This is a genomic window from Variovorax trehalosi (genome assembly GCF_051216415.1).
In the GTDB taxonomy this organism is placed as follows: Bacteria; Pseudomonadota; Gammaproteobacteria; order Burkholderiales; family Burkholderiaceae_C; genus Variovorax.
In genome coordinates this window covers 663,550-678,508 of the sequence record NZ_JBPJZG010000003.1, presented here as the reverse complement: position 1 = coordinate 678,508, position 14,959 = coordinate 663,550, and the positions used below count along the sequence as shown (strand labels likewise).

At 66.1% G+C, this 14,959-nt stretch carries 15 protein-coding genes; 7 read left to right on the top strand and 8 right to left on the bottom strand.

Annotated elements, in window-relative coordinates; translation table 11 throughout:
- The first annotated feature begins 11 nt into the window (after nt 1-11).
- Nucleotides 12-581, top strand: a complete 570-nt coding sequence (locus ACSFA7_RS15185; RefSeq protein ID WP_435500132.1) for a GAD-like domain-containing protein — start codon at nt 12-14, stop codon at nt 579-581.
- A gap of 19 nt (nt 582-600) precedes the next feature.
- Here ACSFA7_RS15185 and ACSFA7_RS15180 read toward each other — a convergent pair whose 3' ends face one another.
- Genes ACSFA7_RS15180 through ACSFA7_RS15160 form a run of 5 tightly spaced genes read right to left on the bottom strand, consistent with a single transcriptional unit; the run spans nt 601 to nt 5,826 of the window.
- Nucleotides 601-1,653: an NAD(P)-dependent alcohol dehydrogenase gene (locus tag ACSFA7_RS15180; RefSeq protein WP_435500131.1), complete on the bottom strand. Its 1,053-nt coding sequence runs from the start codon at nt 1,651-1,653 to the stop codon at nt 601-603.
- A 43-nt stretch (nt 1,654-1,696) separates the two neighbouring features.
- On the bottom strand, nt 1,697-2,800 hold the full coding sequence (locus ACSFA7_RS15175) for an ABC transporter ATP-binding protein (RefSeq protein WP_435500130.1): 1,104 nt from the start codon (nt 2,798-2,800) through the stop codon (nt 1,697-1,699).
- A gap of 31 nt (nt 2,801-2,831) precedes the next feature.
- Nucleotides 2,832-3,668, bottom strand: coding sequence for a carbohydrate ABC transporter permease (locus tag ACSFA7_RS15170; RefSeq protein WP_435500129.1), 837 nt, complete (start codon nt 3,666-3,668; stop codon nt 2,832-2,834).
- Entirely contained in the window at nt 3,668-4,549 is an 882-nt protein-coding gene (locus tag ACSFA7_RS15165; protein ID WP_435500128.1) for a carbohydrate ABC transporter permease, read from the bottom strand. The genes ACSFA7_RS15170 and ACSFA7_RS15165 overlap by 1 nt, the downstream gene beginning before the upstream one ends.
- A complete protein-coding gene (locus ACSFA7_RS15160) occupies nt 4,546-5,826 on the bottom strand; it encodes an ABC transporter substrate-binding protein (protein ID WP_435500127.1) in 1,281 nt (426 codons plus the stop codon). The genes ACSFA7_RS15165 and ACSFA7_RS15160 overlap by 4 nt, the downstream gene beginning before the upstream one ends.
- 333 nt (nt 5,827-6,159) lie before the next feature.
- Here ACSFA7_RS15160 and ACSFA7_RS15155 point away from each other — a divergent pair, with 333 nt between their 5' ends.
- From ACSFA7_RS15155 to ACSFA7_RS15140, 4 genes are all read left to right on the top strand, one after another.
- Entirely contained in the window at nt 6,160-7,896 is a 1,737-nt protein-coding gene (locus ACSFA7_RS15155) for a M4 family metallopeptidase (RefSeq protein WP_435500126.1), read from the top strand.
- 105 nt (nt 7,897-8,001) lie between these two features.
- A complete protein-coding gene (locus tag ACSFA7_RS15150; protein ID WP_435500125.1) occupies nt 8,002-8,451 on the top strand; it encodes a DUF4124 domain-containing protein in 450 nt (149 codons plus the stop codon).
- A gap of 188 nt (nt 8,452-8,639) precedes the next feature.
- Nucleotides 8,640-9,503, top strand: coding sequence for an alpha/beta fold hydrolase (locus ACSFA7_RS15145; protein ID WP_435500124.1), 864 nt, complete (start codon nt 8,640-8,642; stop codon nt 9,501-9,503).
- A 5-nt stretch (nt 9,504-9,508) separates the two neighbouring features.
- The gene (locus tag ACSFA7_RS15140; RefSeq protein WP_435500123.1) at nt 9,509-10,744 is read left to right on the top strand and encodes an MFS transporter; all 1,236 of its coding nucleotides are present in this window, start codon (nt 9,509-9,511) and stop codon (nt 10,742-10,744) included.
- 4 nt (nt 10,745-10,748) lie between these two features.
- On the opposite strand, the gene ACSFA7_RS15135 is transcribed toward ACSFA7_RS15140, so the two are convergent.
- Both ACSFA7_RS15135 and pmbA read right to left on the bottom strand, forming a co-directional pair.
- A complete protein-coding gene (locus ACSFA7_RS15135) occupies nt 10,749-11,699 on the bottom strand; it encodes a helix-turn-helix domain-containing protein (RefSeq protein ID WP_435500122.1) in 951 nt (316 codons plus the stop codon).
- Nucleotides 11,700-11,762: 63 nt separating this feature from the next.
- Complete coding sequence (gene pmbA / locus ACSFA7_RS15130; RefSeq protein WP_206174399.1) at nt 11,763-13,133, bottom strand: metalloprotease PmbA; 1,371 nt, start codon at nt 13,131-13,133, stop codon at nt 11,763-11,765.
- Between the two features lie 107 nt (nt 13,134-13,240).
- Here pmbA and yjgA point away from each other — a divergent pair, with 107 nt between their 5' ends.
- Nucleotides 13,241-13,897 carry a ribosome biogenesis factor YjgA gene (yjgA, locus tag ACSFA7_RS15125; protein WP_435500121.1) on the top strand — a complete coding sequence of 219 codons (657 nt, stop codon included), beginning with the start codon at nt 13,241-13,243 and terminating at the stop codon, nt 13,895-13,897.
- Nucleotides 13,894-14,487 (top strand): molybdopterin adenylyltransferase, encoded by a 594-nt coding sequence (gene mog, locus ACSFA7_RS15120; protein ID WP_435500120.1) that lies wholly within the window; start codon nt 13,894-13,896, stop codon nt 14,485-14,487. The genes yjgA and mog overlap by 4 nt, the downstream gene beginning before the upstream one ends.
- Before the next feature lie 9 nt (nt 14,488-14,496).
- On the opposite strand, the gene ACSFA7_RS15115 is transcribed toward mog, so the two are convergent.
- Nucleotides 14,497-14,904, bottom strand: coding sequence for a cupin domain-containing protein (locus ACSFA7_RS15115; protein ID WP_435500119.1), 408 nt, complete (start codon nt 14,902-14,904; stop codon nt 14,497-14,499).
- Between the last annotated feature and the right edge of the window lie 55 nt (nt 14,905-14,959).

Below are 14,959 nucleotides of genomic sequence, written 5' to 3'. Positions count from 1 at the left end.
CGGAAAAGCCCATGCCGCAATTTGCAGAGTTCAAGAAGAAACACGGCCCGGCCGGCGAGTGCCGCGCCGTCCCCGCCAAAACCCTGGCCGCCTATCGCAAGAAATTGCCGGAGCCGCTGATCGCCGACTGGGAAGAGACGGGCTGGTGCGCCTATGGCAAGGGATTGATCTGGCTGGTTGATCCGGACGACTTCAAGCCCGCCGTGCGCGAATGGCTGGGCTCGGCAACCAAGGGGACGGTGTTCGCGCGGTCCGCCTTCGGGCACCTCCTGGTGTGGAACAGCGAAGGCGCGCACCTGCTCGATCCGCACTATGGAACCATCGCCAAGCTGATCGACGATGTCGGTCTCGTCTTCAACTACTCGCTGTGCAGCGCCAGGTACCTGAACAACGTGCTGGAGCAGAAGCTCTTCGACAAGGCCGTGAAGAAGCTGGGACCGCTCGCGCACGACGAGTGCTATGGATTCGAGCCCGCACTGGCGCTCGGCGGCGACGGGACACTCAAGACGCTGCGCAAGGTGAAGCTGCTGGAGCAGCTCAGCCTCCTTGCGCAGCTGACGGACGAACTGAAGCGCGTCTGAGCTTCCCGTCCAAGGCCGGTCAGGCAGCCAGCGAGCCTTCCGGAAACTCGATCTGGATCTTCACGTCGCCCGCCCGCCCTGCCGCCGCTTCCTCGAAGGCCTGGATGCCGTTCTCGAACGCGAAGGTGCGCGAGATGAAGGGCTTCACGTTCACCTGTCCCGAAGCGATCAACGCGAGTGCGCGCGGGAAGATGTTGGCGTAGCGGAACACCGACTCGATGCGCAATTCCTTCGCCTGGATCGCGACGATGTCGAACGCCACCTTGGCGGGCGGACAGCCCACGATCACGACGCAGCCGCCGGGGCACGGCAGCTCGAAGATGCCGTCGTAGGCGCGCGTGCTGCCGCTGGCTTCGAAGACCACGTTGGCGCCCCAGCCGTCGGTCAGCGCCTTCACGGTTTCGGCGAGGTTCGCCTCGCGCACATTCACCGTCGTCACTGCCGGGTTGTCGGCAAAGAGCGCCAGCTTCTCGGGCACGAGGTCCGCGAGGATCACGCGCGCCGCACCGCCGGCCAGCGCCGCCAATGCGGTCATCGCGCCGATGGTGCCGGCGCCGATGACCACCGCCACGTCGCCCGGCTTCAGCGCGGCCTTCTTCGCCGCCTGCAGGCCGATGGCCAGCGGCTCGACGATGGCGCCTTCGCCGAAGCTCACGTTGTCGGGCATGCGAAAGGTGAAGGCCGCCGGGTGCACCACGAAGGGCGTGAGGCAGCCGTGGATCGGCGGCGTGGCCCAGAAGCGCACGGCGGGGTCGAGGTTGTAGATGCCTTCACGGGTGGCGCGCGAATCCATCTCGGGAATGCCGGGCTCCATGCAGACGCGGTCGCCGGGCTTCAGGTGCGTGACTTCGGCGCCCACCTCGGCGACCACGCCCGAGGCCTCGTGGCCGAGGATCATCGGCTCGTTGACGATGTAGGGGCCGATGCCGCCGTGCTGGTAGTAGTGGACGTCGCTGCCGCAGACGCCCACGGTGTGCATGCGGATCTTCACGTCGCGCGGCCCCAGGTGCAGGGGGACGTCGACGTCGCGCAGCGTGAGTTCGTGCGCCTTTTCCAGGACCAGTGCTTTCATTTCCGTTTTCTTTCGCTCGAGAGTGTGTTTCGGTTGTCGGTGTTCAATGCGAGGGGGTGCTGTCGACGCGCAGCGATGCGCCGGTGTCGATGTCGAACAGGTGCACCTGCTCGGGATCGGCCACGAAGCTCACGCACTCGTGCGGGCGCGGGCTCTGGGCCGAGGGCATGAGCGCGGAGATTTCGTTGCCGTCTCCGCCAAAGCTCACCAGCACTTCGTTGCCGAGGTATTCGATGAGCTGCACCTCGCCACAAAAGCCGCCGTCGCGGCCGCCGTTCGTGTCCACCCGCAGGTGCGCCGGCCGGATGCCCAGCGTCACACGCTCGCGGCCTTCGAGCGCGAAGCGACGGGCGTTCACATGCACGACACCGCTTCGGCTGCTCAGTTCGAAATGGCTACCCTCGTCCTTCACCGACATCTCCACCAGGTTCATCGGCGGCGTGCCGATGAAGCCGGCCACGAAGGCCGAGCGCGGACGCTCGAAGATTTCCTTGGGCGAGCCGACCTGCTCGATGCGTCCGTCGCGCAGCAGCACGATGCGGTCGGCCAGCGTCATCGCCTCGTGCTGGTCGTGCGTGACGTACACCGTGGTGGTCTTCAACGTCTGGTGCAGCTTCGCGATCTCGATGCGCATGTGGTTGCGCAGCTTGGCGTCGAGGTTGGACAGCGGCTCGTCGAACAAGAACACCTTGGGCGTCTTGATCATGGCGCGCGCAATGGCCACGCGCTGCTGCTGGCCGCCCGAGAGCTCGGTGGGCTTGCGCTGCAGGTAGTGCTCCAGGCCCAGCGTATCGGACACCTCCTTGATGCGGCTGTCGATCTCGGCCTTGGGCACCTTCAACCGCTTGAGACCGAAGGCGATGTTGTCGCGCACGGTCATGTGCGGGTAGAGCGCGTAGTTCTGGAACACCATGGCAATGCCGCGCTCCTGCGGCGGCAGGTCGTTGACCCGCCGGCCTCCGATGTGCAGGTCGCCGCCGCTGATGTCTTCCAGCCCCGCGAGCATGCGCAGGATGGTCGACTTGCCGCAGCCCGAAGGGCCGAGGAACACGACGAACTCGTTGTCGGCCACGTCGAGGTCGAACGCGTGGACGACCTGCGTTTCCCCGTAGCGCTTGATGATGTTGTGACAGCTGATTGCAGACATTTTTTGTTCTGGAGAAAGAAGGTGATGCGGCTCATGCGGCCTCCCGCTTGCGCTTGAACGCGGCATTGAGAAAACCGCTGAGCACGCCGACCATCAGGAGCGGCGGCACCGACAGCAGGATGACCGAGGCATTCAAGATGCCCCAGGGCACGTCGCGCCCCAGCTGGCTGAGTTCGGAGGCAACGATGGGCAGCGTCTTGGCGTCGGAGGTGGTGAGCATCAGCGCGATGAGGAACTCGTTCCACACCAGCACGAAGCCGAAGGCTATGGCGCCGATGAGCGAGCGCGCGGCAATCGGCAGCGACACGCGAAAGAAGATCGCGTAGGGCCCATAGCCATCGACCCTTCCTGCCTCTTCCACCTCCTTGGGCACCGCCTTGAACGCCGGAATCGCGAGCCAGATCACGGTGGAGAGCGTGAGCAGCGTGTACGTCACGATGAGCGCGAAGCGCGTGTCATACATCTCCAGCTGAAGCCAGATGACCATCAACGGAATAGCCACCGCCACCGGCGGCAGGAAGCGCATCGACAGCACGAAGAACTGGATGTCGTCGGCCCAGCGCAGCGGATAGCGGGCGAGCGCATACGCGGCCGGCAAGCCCAGCACCGCGCCGATGACGACGGCCGCGCCGACCACGAGGATCGAGTTGACGAGCCCCTGCGCCACGGCCTCGCGCCCCAGCACGTAGGCGTAGTTCTCCAGCGTGGGCGTGAAGAAGAACTTCGGCACGGCCGAGACGATGTCGACCCGGTTCTTGAACGAATTGAGGAAGGTCCAGAGCACCGGCACCAGCGCGGAGAGGCCCGCGACGATGAGCACCAGCCGCGCGAGCAGCGTGCCGGCGGAGAGAGTCGATTTCCTTTTCATCACGAGGGCCGCGTCCATTTCCAGATGTAGGTGAAGGCCACGGTCGAAGCGACCATCATCAGCACGGCCATGCTCGACGCGTACGAGATGCGGCCTGACTCGATGAAGCCTTGCGAGAAGGCGTACATGTCCAGCGTCTCGGTCGAGATGCCGGGCCCGCCGCGTGTCATCACGTAGATGAGGTCGAAGGCTCGCAGCGACTCGACCATCTTCACGAAGGTGAGGCTGATGAGCGGCGCCTTGAGCATCGGCAGCGCGACGTAGGCGTAGACCTCCCAGGTCTTGGCGTGGTCCATGCGCGCGGCCTCGAAGGGCTGAGGCGGCAGGGTCTCAAGCAGCTTGAGCACGATGACGGCGAAGAACAGGCCCCACTGCCACACGTCCACGAAAGCCACGGTGAGCAGCGCCGTGAGCGGATTGGCCAGCAGGTCCAGCGGCTCGCCGGTGATTGCCTTGTACGGATAGGTGAGCAGGCCGAACAACGGATGGAACGCGAACTTCCAGACGAAGGCGGCCGACACGCGCGGCAGCAGCACCGGCACGATGAACAGCATGCACAGCGCATTGCGCCAGCGCGGTGTGGTGTTCTGGAACAGCAGCACACCCAACAGCACCGCGACGGCCATCGTCGAGGTGACCGTCAGCACCTCCCAGATGAGCGAAACGCTCACCGAGTTCAGGAAGCGCCGGTCGGAGAACAGCTGCACGTAGTTCGAGAACCAGACCCAGCCTGCATCGGCCTGGCCCAGTTCCCGGTCCTGCAGCGAGATGACGATCGCGAAGATCGTCGGCACCAGCGCGAGGACCGCCAGCACCAGCAGGCCTGGTCCGATGAAGACGACCGGCAGCCTGGTCTTGTTGTTGCTTCGCGTCTGCTTCACTTCTTGCGCCGTGCGATCAGCTGCTTCGCATAGGCCTCGAGTTCATCGAGCCCGCCCTGGATGTCGGTGCGCGAACCGGTGACCAGCTCTTCGAGAATGATTCCCCAGCGATCGCCGAGGTCGGGCCAGGCCGGGTCCTGCCAGAAGTTCACCGCGGTCACCTTGCCGGTGTCGGCCAGGGCCTTGCCGAGATCGGCGCCGTAGCGCTTGGCGAACTCGGGGCTGCCCAGCACGCTGGTGCGGTTGAGCTCGCTGAACTGGCCTTCGGCAAGACGGCGCTGCTCCTGCTTCTTCGAGGTGGCCCAGGCAATGAACAGGCCCGCGCACTTCTTCGCCTCTTCGGTCTTGTTGGCCTTGGTGCCGATCGCGAGGCCATGGCCGTAGCCGCCGCCGGTCAGCGGCGTGGGCGGCGGCAGGTAGGCCACCTTGCCGATCACGGTCGAGGTCTTGGGATCGAGCGCATTGCCGGCGAGCGGCGTCGACTCGACCAGCAGCGCGACCTTGCCCGCGAGGAAGGCACCGGTGGATTCGTCCCAGCTGCCGGTCTTGGTGCCGGGTGCCGAGTACTTGAAGAGCTCCAGGTAGGTCTGCGTGGCCTTCAGCGCGGCGGGCGAATTGAAGACCGGCTTGTCGCCGTCGAACCACTGGCCGCCATAGCCGCGGAAGAACGGCATCCAGCGCCACACGTTGGCGCCCGAGCCGCGCTGGCCGCGCAGGGCCACGCCGTAGATGCCGTTGGCCGGGTCGTTGAGCTTCTTCGCGGCGGCAACGAACTCGTCGAGCGTGGTGGGCGGCTTGACGCCGGCCTTCTCGAGCAGGTCCTTGCGGTAGACCAGCAGGTCGCCACCGCCGGTGACCGGCGCGAACCATGTTTCGCCCGCGAAGGTCGCGACCTTCTGGCGGCCGGGGTCGAAGTCGGCGTAGTCGTAGTCGGCCGGGTAGTACTTGGAGAGCGGCACGATCCACTTGGACTGCGCGAACAAGGGCACGTTGGCCTCGTCCACGTAGTACACGTTGTACTTGCCGACGGTGGAGGCATCGGCGCGCGTCTTGGTGCGGCGGTCGTTCTCGTTGAGGTTGTCGATGGTGAACGAGGCACCGCTCAGGGCCTTGAACTCGTCCTTGTACTTTTCGAGCAGGGTAAGGCCGTCGCGGGGCTGGGAGAGCACGCGCACATCGTCCTTGCAGGCCTGCTGGGCCTGAACGTGGCCGGCTGCGGCCAATGCCGCCAGCAGCAATGCGCCAGCGGTGATGCGGCGGGTGTTTCGGTGGGTCATCTGCTCGTCTCCTTGACTTCTTTGTGAGGGTGACGAAGCGTAGGCAGCGAAGGCCCGAACCCGCGTACACGTGCGCCGGGGGACTGGTATTTCGATGACCAGCGGACTTGGGGTTTTGCCGGGGGTGCAAGGTGCTAATCAGTTTTCGCTCATTGCAATCCGAAGGTTTGCAGGCCGAAAACGCCGGCGAAGAAATAGCGCGGAATCGACTACTTCCCCTGTATCGACGCTGCATGCGATCCCCGCTGTAATCCACGCGGCCATTCGCCGACGTCACAAGCGTCGGCCGGCCGGTATGTGTCTATCCCTTACATCACCTTTTGTGGAATGCCTATGAAAACCAGACTCAGAGTTGTCGTTGTCGCAGTGTTGGCGTTGGCGGGGCATGGCGCCTTTGCCGCGGATGCGGACCCGGGCAAGCAGGCGGCCATCGACCGCGCGCTGGGGTTGATCCAGAGCAACCCCTCGAGCTTCAGCGTCGCGACGCCCGCCCCCACTTCCAATCGCACCCGCCGCTCGCTGGACTTCCAGGGCGCGGCAGGCAGCGCGGCAGCGCCCGCCGAGGGCGACCAGTTCAAGCCGCGCGACGTGATCGTGGACAAGGACGGCACCGAACACGTGCGCTTCGACCGCTTTCACAACGGACTGCGCGTGATCGGCGGCGACGTGGTCGTGCATTCGGTGCGAGGGCAACTGACCCAGTCCAGCCTCACGCAGGGCAGCCCGATCCACCTGCCGGAAACGCTGGCCAGGGTCGATGGGCGCATCGTCATCCAGAACGCGCCCGACATCGGTGCCGAGCGCGCAAGACGCATTGCCAGCGAGCGCTTCGCCAGCGCAGTGACGCGCTACGACACGCCCGAGCTGGTGGTCTTCGCCCGCGACGAAAAGCCGGTGCTGGCCTACGAGGTCCGCATCTACGGCAGGGCCACGGCCGCACATGGAAGCGCGGTTGCGTACTACGTCAACGCGGCGGACGGCAAGCTGCTGGACGCCGAAGACCTGGTGCACACCGCAGCCGCCACAGGCGCGGGGAAATCGCTGTACTACGGTGAGCTGCAGATCACCACCGACCAGACCGGCAACAACGCCTATCGCATGGTCGATCCAACGCGCGGCGGCGGCGAGGTGATCGATGGCCGCGACTCGGTGTACACGGACCTGTTCGATGCACCTGACCTGGCCCCGTTCACCAGCCCCGACAACAAGTGGGGCAACGGCGCCGTCACGGACCGCAAGACCGTCGCGGTCGACATCAACTACGGGCTGGCCAAGACCTGGGACTACTACAAGGATGTGCACGGCCGCAACGGCATCTTCAATGACGGCCAGGGCGTGCAGAGCTATGCGCACGTGCTGTTCACCAGGGACGACGGCAGCATCACGGGCGCCAACGCGGCGTGGATCGGTGCCTACCGCATGATGGTCTACGGCGATGGGCAGGCGGGGACCTCGCTGCCGAGGCCCGTGGTGTCCATCGACGTCGCCGGGCACGAGATGAGCCACGGCGTGAACCAGGCCACCGCGAACCTCGCGTATTCGCGCGATGCGGGGGGCTTGAACGAAGCGAACTCCGACATCTTCGGCACCCTGGTCAAGTACCACGCGAACAACGCGAACGATCCGGGCAACTACGTCATCGGCGCGCGCATCCTGGCCGCTGGCCTGCGCAAGATGTACAAGCAGGATCTCGACGGGCGCTCGTTTGCCTGCTACCCGCGAGGCGGTTTCAAGAGCGCGCTCGTGAATCCCGCACACGATCCACACCAGACCTCGGGGGTCGGCAATCGCTTCTTCTACCTGCTGGCCGAAGGCGCCGTGGTGCCGTCGACCGACACCCGCCTCACGAAGAACGACCTGGTGTGCAACGGCGACACCGGCGTGGCGGGCATCGGGCGCGACAAGGCCGGCAAGATCTGGTACCGCACGCTCACGCTGTACCTGAACGGCAACTCGACCTATCCGAATGCCCGCGTCGCATCGATCCGCGCGGCTTCGGATCTGTACGGCGCCAACTCGGTCGAGAAGGCCGCCGTGGCGCGCGCGTGGAGCGCGGTCCTGGTCGAATGACCAGGCGGCGGTGAAAGGCCCCGGCCGGCCGGCTCAAACGGCCGCCGGTCGGGCATCATCCGGGCCAGAATCGGTGCCCGCCGATTCATCCCTCTGCGCCCCAAGATGCAAAGTCCGAATCCCGCCTGGCATGTGCTAGTCGCCGCACTCACGGCGCTGCTTCTTCCATCCGCCGGCCATGCGGAGATCTACAAATGGGTCGACGCTAAGGGCCAGACGCATTACTCGGAGCGCAAGGCCGACGCAGGCGATGCCAGGACCGTGCAAGTGAAGCCCGCACCGGCGCCGCCGCAAGCCTCCGCACCGCGGGAAGACTGGCGTGCCTGGAGCAGAGCCTCGCCTCCGACGCATACGGCGACCGGAGCGCCGCCCTACGGGCCGCCCGTGGCAAGGCCCAGGTCAGTCTCGGGAGGAAGGGAAAACGGCACCGACGCATCGCGCTGCGCCCTCGCCAGGGATGTTCTCGCCGGGGTGCTGCAACACAGCAACGGCAAGCCCATCGATCAATACGACCGCGATGTGGCGCAGAACGACATCAAGTCCTTCTGCAAATAACCGAGTGATCCCGCAGGCGCGGGGGCGAATAACCGATTCCGACTGAACTCGGGTGCTGGAGCAACCATCGCCCTGGTGCCGACTCGGCCTCATTGGTTGCAATGTAAAACCGGATGGATAGAATTCAATCGGTCTTCTTTTGAAACCAGAAGCCGACATCCGACCTCTCAACCTCTTCCGGATTCGCCATGACCCACTACCGCTCCGCCACCTTTGACGGCCTGAAGATCTTCTATCGCGAGGCGGGCGATCCCGCGCTGCCGGTGCTGCTCCTGCTGCACGGCTTTCCGGCCTCGTCCTTCATGTACCGCGGGCTGATCGAGCGGCTGGCCCATCGCTTCCACGTGATCGCGCCGGACTACCCGGGCTTCGGCCACAGCGATGCGCCTTCGGTGGTCGAGTTCAGCTACACCTTCGACAGCCTCGCCGACATCGTCGGGAAGTTCACCGAGCAACTCGGCCTCGCGCGCTACGCCCTCTACATGCAGGACTTCGGCGGCCCGGTGGGGTTTCGCCTCGCCACCCGTCATCCGGAGAAGGTGAGCTTCCTCGTAGTGCAGAACGCCAATGCCTACGAGGAAGGGTTGCCCGACGATTTCTGGGGCCTCGCGCGTGCGCTGTGGAAAGACCCGTCGCCCGCCAACTACGCGGAGATCCGCGAAGCCGCCATGTCGGACGCGGCGCTGGAATGGAACTACACGCACGGCGCGAAGAACCCGGAACGCATCGACCCGGACAACTGGCTGCTGCAGCGTGCCCTGCTCGCCCGTCCCGGCAACAAGGACGCGATGGCGGCCCTGCTGCACGACTACGGCAGCAACCTCGCGTGCTACCCGGCTTGGCAGGCGTACTTCCGCCAGCACCAGCCGCCGACGCTGGTCGTCTGGGGCGCCAACGACGTGATCTTTCCGCCGTCGGGCGCATACCCCTATCAGCGCGATCTGCGGCAAGTCGACTTCAAGCTGCTCGACACCGGTCATTTCGCGCTCGAAGAACTGGGAGAAGTGATCGCTGCCCACATCGAACGCTTCCATGACGCCCTGAAGGTCTGAGTCCCATGGAATTGAACGTCGATGCGACCGCGGCCCGGCACGCGCAAGCACGGGCCATCGCCCCCGCCATCTCCGCCCCGATGGCGTTGCTGTTCGCAGTCGCGTGCGGGCTTGCGGTTGCCAACGTCTATTACGCCCAGCCGCTGCTCGACACGCTCGCGGCCACCTTCGGCATCCGCCCCGCCACGGTCGGCATCGTCATCACGATCACCCAGGTCGGCTACGGCCTCGGGCTGCTGCTCGTCGTGCCGCTGGGCGACCTGATCGACCGGCGGCGGCTGATCGTGGGGCAATCGCTGCTGTCGGTGATCGCGCTGCTCTGCGTTGCGCTGGCGCCCAGTGCGGCGATCCTGCTGCCGGCGATGGCAGCCGTGGGTGTGCTGGCTGTCGTGACGCAGGTGCTGGTCGCCTACGCCGCGATCATGGCGCCGCCGGGCGAGCGGGGCCGCGTGGTGGGCATCGTCACCAGCGGGATCATCGTCGGCATCCTGCTGGCGCGCGCCGTGTCGGGCACGCTGTCGGATCTTTTCGGCTGGCGCTCGGTGTACCTGGTGTCGGCTGTAGCCACCCTGCTGGTCTCGGGCCTGCTGTGGAAGGCGCTTCCGCGAAACGTGCGGCCTGCGGTGCGCATCCCGTATCCGCAGTTGATCCGCTCGGTGTTCATGCTCTTTGTCGAAGAGCCCGTGCTGCGCATCCGCGCGGTGCTCGCGATGTTGATCTTCATGGCCATCACGATGCTGCTGACGCCGATGGTGTTGCCGCTGACCGCGCCGCCCTTCTCGCTCTCGCACACGCAGGTGGGGCTGTTCGGCCTGGCGGGCGCGGCCGGTGCGCTGGGTGCTGCGCGCGCAGGCCGCCAGGCGGACCGCGGTCACGCACAGCGCACCACCGGCATCGGGCTCGTGGTCATGCTGCTGTCGTGGGCGCTCATCGCGCTGCTGCCGTGGTCCATCTGGGCGATGGTGATCGGTGTCGTCACGATCGACTTCGGCCTGCAGTCGGTGCACGTTTCGAACCAGAGCCTGATCTACCGCGTGCGCCCGGAAGCGCAGAGCCGGCTGACCGCCGGCTACATGATCTTCTATTCGATCGGCTCCGCCACGGGATCGATCACCTCGACGATCGTGTATGCCCATGCCGGATGGAACGGCGTCTGCATCGCAGGAGCCGTCACCAGCGGCCTCGCACTGGCGTTCTGGGCCGCGACCCGGCATCTGACACCGCCGGACTCGAAGCCCTGAAGGTTCAGGCCACGGTCGCGAGCGGCGTGTTCTGCGCGGTGCGCAGGCCGAAGCGGTCCTGCGCCTGCTGGCGGTAGGCCGAGGGCGTCATTCCTTTGAGTTGCAGAAAGCGCCGGTTGAAATTCGCGAGGTTCGCAAAGCCCACCTCATAGCAGATGTCGCTCACCAGCCGATCGGAGGTCTGCAGCATCTCGCAGGCCTTCGTGATGCGCAGCCGGGTCACGAAGTCGGTGAAGGTGCTGCCCATGTGCTTGTGGAAGTAGCGCGAGAAGCTGCTCTCCGCCATGTTGGCCACCGCGCACACGGCCGGCAGCGAGAGCTCTTCGGTCAGGTGCGCATCGAGGTAGTCGAGCACGCGGCGCATGCGGGTGTTGGCGCTGGGGTCGTCGTCCAGTGGGCCCGCGGCGCTGGATATCTGGCGCCAGTCTTCCCAGTTCGCGAGCTCGTGCAGCAGCCCGATGAATTCCGAGAGCCGCGCCATGCCCTCCTGGCCCTGCACGCGCACGAAGCGCTCGCGCATCCGCTCGTGGATGCCGAAGAACTCGATGCCGAGCTTCGCGCGGTCGAGCATCGGCAGCACCGCCTCCAGTTCGGGAAACAGGCCCGAGGCTTTGCGCAGCGGCTCGTCGCGGAAATGAATGACCATGCTGCGGTCGGCGATGCCCTCTGGCGGCACGTCGTGGGAAATCCAGGTGTGCGGCAACCGCCCGCCGACGAGGGCGACATAGCCCGGCTCGAAGCGTCCGATGTGGTTGCCGACGTACGAATCGCCGCTGCTGCGGTTGATGATCTGCAGCTCGTACTCGTCGTGGTAGTGCCAGCAGTCGAACGGCCAGGGCACGCCGTGCTGCAGGCAGCGCACCGAACTGCCGCACGCCGGCTCGAAACCGAGCCGGGGGTCGCGCATCAGTTCATGCTCGAGTTCCGGCTTTCGTGCATTGTTGTATTTGCTCATGGCGTCTCCCTGGGTGTGACCACGGGTTGCTTCCGAGCATGCGGCGTTGCCGGCGGCGGCCTGTCAGGCGCCGGCCACCTTCATGCGGTTGACCAGAATCGACCCCGTGGTCTTGGCGCCGAAAGTGTAGGCATCCGCGCCGATGGCTTCAATGCCCATCAGCATGTCCTTCAGGTTGCCGGCGATGGTGATCTCCTGCACCGGGAAGGCGATTCGGCCCTTCTCGACCCAGAAGCCGCTGGCACCGCGCGAGTAGTCGCCGGTCACGTAGTTCACGCCCTGCCCCATCAGCTCGATCACGAAGAGGCCGGTACCCAGCTTGGCGAGCATGGCGTCGAGGTCGTCGCCGTGCTTCGTGAGGCGCGAGCTCAGCGTCAGGTTGTGCGAGCCGCCGGCGTTGCCGGTGGTCTTCATGCCCAGCTTGCGGGCCGAATAGGTGGAGAGGAAATAGCCCTCAAGCCGGCCGGCATCGACCACCTTGCGGGCACGGGTGGTCACGCCTTCGTCGTCGAAGGGCGAACTGCCCTTGCCGCGCATCACATGCGGGTCTTCAGCCACGTCGATGTGCTTGGGCAGCACCGGCTTGCCGAGCGAATCGAGCAGGAAGGTGCTCTTGCGGTACAGCGCCCCGCCACTCACCGCCTGCACCAGCCCGCCCAGGAGGCCCACGGCCAGTGGCGACTCGAACAGCACCGGGCATTCGGTGGTCTTGATCTTGCGCGACTTCAGGCGGCTCAAGGCCCGTTCGGCGGCGTAGCGGCCCACGGCCTGCGGGCTGGCCAGTTCATCGGCCGAACGCATGGAGCTGTACCAGGCGTCGCGCTGCATGTTGTCGCCCTTGCCGGCGATGGGTGCCACCGAAATCGAGTGCCGCGAGCTGGCGTAGCCGCCGCGAAAGCCATGGGTGTGGGCGCTGAAGAAATGGCTCTGCTGGGCCGAGACGCCCGCGCCTTCGCTGTTGGTGATTCGCTTGTCGGTCGAGAGGGCGGCCGCTTCGCATTCCAGCGCCAGCTTGGCGGCCTGCTCGCTCGTCACATCCCAGGGGTGGAACAGGTCGAGCTCGGGGTGTTCCTTGGCGATGTCTTCCTCGTCGGGAAGGCCGCTGACCGGGTCTTCGGCGGTGAAGCGGGCGATGTCGTAGGCGGCCTGCACCGTCTGCTTGATGGCGCCTTCGGAGAAGTCGGAGGTGCTCGCGTTGCCGCGGCGGTGGCCCACGTAGACCGTGATGCCGAGCGACTTGTCGCGGTTGCGCTCGACATTCTCGAGCTCGCCCTTGCGGACCGAGACGCTCAGGCCGCAGCCCTCGGAGGCCTCGGCGCCGGCATCGGTCGCACCGAGCTTTTTGGCGTGGGCCAGGGCCGTGTCGACCAGGTTTTCGAAGAAGGAGCGGCTGTAGGCGAAGCCGGAATCGGCGCGCGAGGAGGATGTCGTCATGTGGTGGCTATGATACTTGCGCCCCCTATATCCCGTTTCCCCACTGTCTCCCCACGGTCTGTTGCGCACATTGCAACGCCGCACGGCGCGGCCCAGAATCCACCCCCATGTCCCGCAAACCCAAAAAAGGCTATTTCGTCCGTGGCCAGTTCGTCGCCGAAGGCAGCGAACTCGACCTGGAGCTCAAGCGTGAGCTCAAGGGCACCGACGATGCCAGCCGCACCGATCTCAAGCGCGAAAGCGACGAACTGCAAAAGCTCGGCACCGAGCTGCTCACGCTGCGCGCCGCCCTGTTCGACGCCCTCCAGCTGGACGAGAAACTGGTCGACGCCGTCGCCGAGGCCAAGCGCATCACCAATTTCGAAGGCAAGCGCCGCCAGATGCAGTTCATCGGCAAGCTGATGCGCAAGCTCGACGAGCCCACGCTGGAAGCCGTCAAGCTCGCCCTGACCGAGCAGAACAGCACGCCGGCCGCCGAAACCGCGGCCCTGCACGAGGCCGAGCGCTGGCGCGACCGGCTGATTGCCGACGACGACGCCCTCGGCGGCTGGATCGAGACCCACCCCGCCACCGACTCCCAGCAACTGCGCGCCCTGGTGCGCCAGGCCCGCAAGGACATGAAGACCGGTCCGGCCGGCGAGGCCCCCCGCCAGGGCAAGGCCTACCGGGAGATCTTCCAGCTGGTGAGGGAGCAACTGGCCGTGCATGGCGGCGACGACCACGCCGCGGCGGCTGCCGTGCAGGACCGGGAAGAGGACGCATGAGTTCGTCGTTCGACCCGGTGCGTATCGGCATCGTCTCCGTCAGCGACCGCGCCTCCAGCGGCACCTACGAAGACAAGGGCCTGCCCGCGCTGAAGGAATGGCTTGGCCGGGCGCTGAAGAACCCCATCGAATTCGAGCCCCGGCTGATCCCTGACGAAGCCGCCTTGATCAGCGCCACGCTGATCGAACTGGTCGACGCCGGCTGCTCGCTGGTGTTGACCACCGGCGGCACCGGCCCCGCGCTGCGGGACGTGACGCCCGAAGCCACGCTGGCCGTGGCCCACAAGGAAATGCCCGGTTTCGGCGAGCAGATGCGGCAGATCAGCCTGCGCTTCGTGCCGACCGCGATCCTCTCGCGCCAGGTGGCGGTGATCCGCGACAAGAGCCTCGTCATCAACCTGCCCGGGCAGCCCAAGTCGATCGCCGAAACGCTCGAAGGGCTGAAGGATGCCGACGGCGCGCAGGTCGTGCCGGGCATCTTCGCGGCGGTGCCCTACTGCATCGACCTGATCGGCGGGCCGTACCTGGAGACCGACGACGCGGTCTGCAAGGCCTTCAGGCCGAAGTCGGCAATTCGGCCACCGCGCTGAACGCTGCGGTTACTTGACCAGCGTCAGCAACGGCGCGCCCTTGTCCTTGACCATCGTCACCAGGAACTTCGCGGGCTTGGTCTTGCTGGCGTTGCGGCCGATGGTGTGGATGTCGTTCGGGCCTTCGTAGAAGGTCTGGCCGGGGGTCAGCGTGACCTCCTTGCCGCCCTTCACGCCCATCACGATCGATCCTTCGAGCACGTAGATGAAGGCGTGGGCGTCGTGGCGGTGGACCGGATCGACCGAGCCCGGCGGAAAGTCCACGATGAACGAGATCGCCTCCTTGCCGGGCATGTCCGCCAGGTCCTTGGTCATGAGGACGGTCGCGGCGGCTTCGGGCGCCGCCTGAGCGGGCATCGCGGCGAACACGCCGAGTGCGAGGCCGAGGGAGATGCAGGTCTTCTGAAAGCGGGTCATGGGTTGTCTTTCCGGCCCGCGTCGCGGGCCTTGAATCAATGAATGGACAGGCAGG

Bases quoted from the DNA above. Each gene is read 5' to 3' on its own strand.
- ACSFA7_RS15140 (WP_435500123.1), top strand. From the start codon at position 9,509: ATGGAATTGAACGTCGATGCGACCGCGGCCCGGCACGCGCAAGCACGG.
- ACSFA7_RS15170 (WP_435500129.1), bottom strand. From the start codon at position 3,668: ATGAAAAGGAAATCGACTCTCTCCGCCGGCACGCTGCTCGCGCGGCTG.
- ACSFA7_RS15135 (WP_435500122.1), bottom strand. From the start codon at position 11,699: ATGAGCAAATACAACAATGCACGAAAGCCGGAACTCGAGCATGAACTG.
- mog (WP_435500120.1), top strand. From the start codon at position 13,894: ATGAGTTCGTCGTTCGACCCGGTGCGTATCGGCATCGTCTCCGTCAGC.
- pmbA (WP_206174399.1), bottom strand. From the start codon at position 13,133: ATGACGACATCCTCCTCGCGCGCCGATTCCGGCTTCGCCTACAGCCGC.
- ACSFA7_RS15150 (WP_435500125.1), top strand. From the start codon at position 8,002: ATGCAAAGTCCGAATCCCGCCTGGCATGTGCTAGTCGCCGCACTCACG.
- ACSFA7_RS15160 (WP_435500127.1), bottom strand. From the start codon at position 5,826: ATGACCCACCGAAACACCCGCCGCATCACCGCTGGCGCATTGCTGCTG.
- ACSFA7_RS15185 (WP_435500132.1), top strand. From the start codon at position 12: ATGCCGCAATTTGCAGAGTTCAAGAAGAAACACGGCCCGGCCGGCGAG.
- ACSFA7_RS15115 (WP_435500119.1), bottom strand. From the start codon at position 14,904: ATGACCCGCTTTCAGAAGACCTGCATCTCCCTCGGCCTCGCACTCGGC.
- yjgA (WP_435500121.1), top strand. From the start codon at position 13,241: ATGTCCCGCAAACCCAAAAAAGGCTATTTCGTCCGTGGCCAGTTCGTC.
- ACSFA7_RS15155 (WP_435500126.1), top strand. From the start codon at position 6,160: ATGAAAACCAGACTCAGAGTTGTCGTTGTCGCAGTGTTGGCGTTGGCG.
- ACSFA7_RS15175 (WP_435500130.1), bottom strand. From the start codon at position 2,800: ATGTCTGCAATCAGCTGTCACAACATCATCAAGCGCTACGGGGAAACG.
- ACSFA7_RS15145 (WP_435500124.1), top strand. From the start codon at position 8,640: ATGACCCACTACCGCTCCGCCACCTTTGACGGCCTGAAGATCTTCTAT.
- ACSFA7_RS15180 (WP_435500131.1), bottom strand. From the start codon at position 1,653: ATGAAAGCACTGGTCCTGGAAAAGGCGCACGAACTCACGCTGCGCGAC.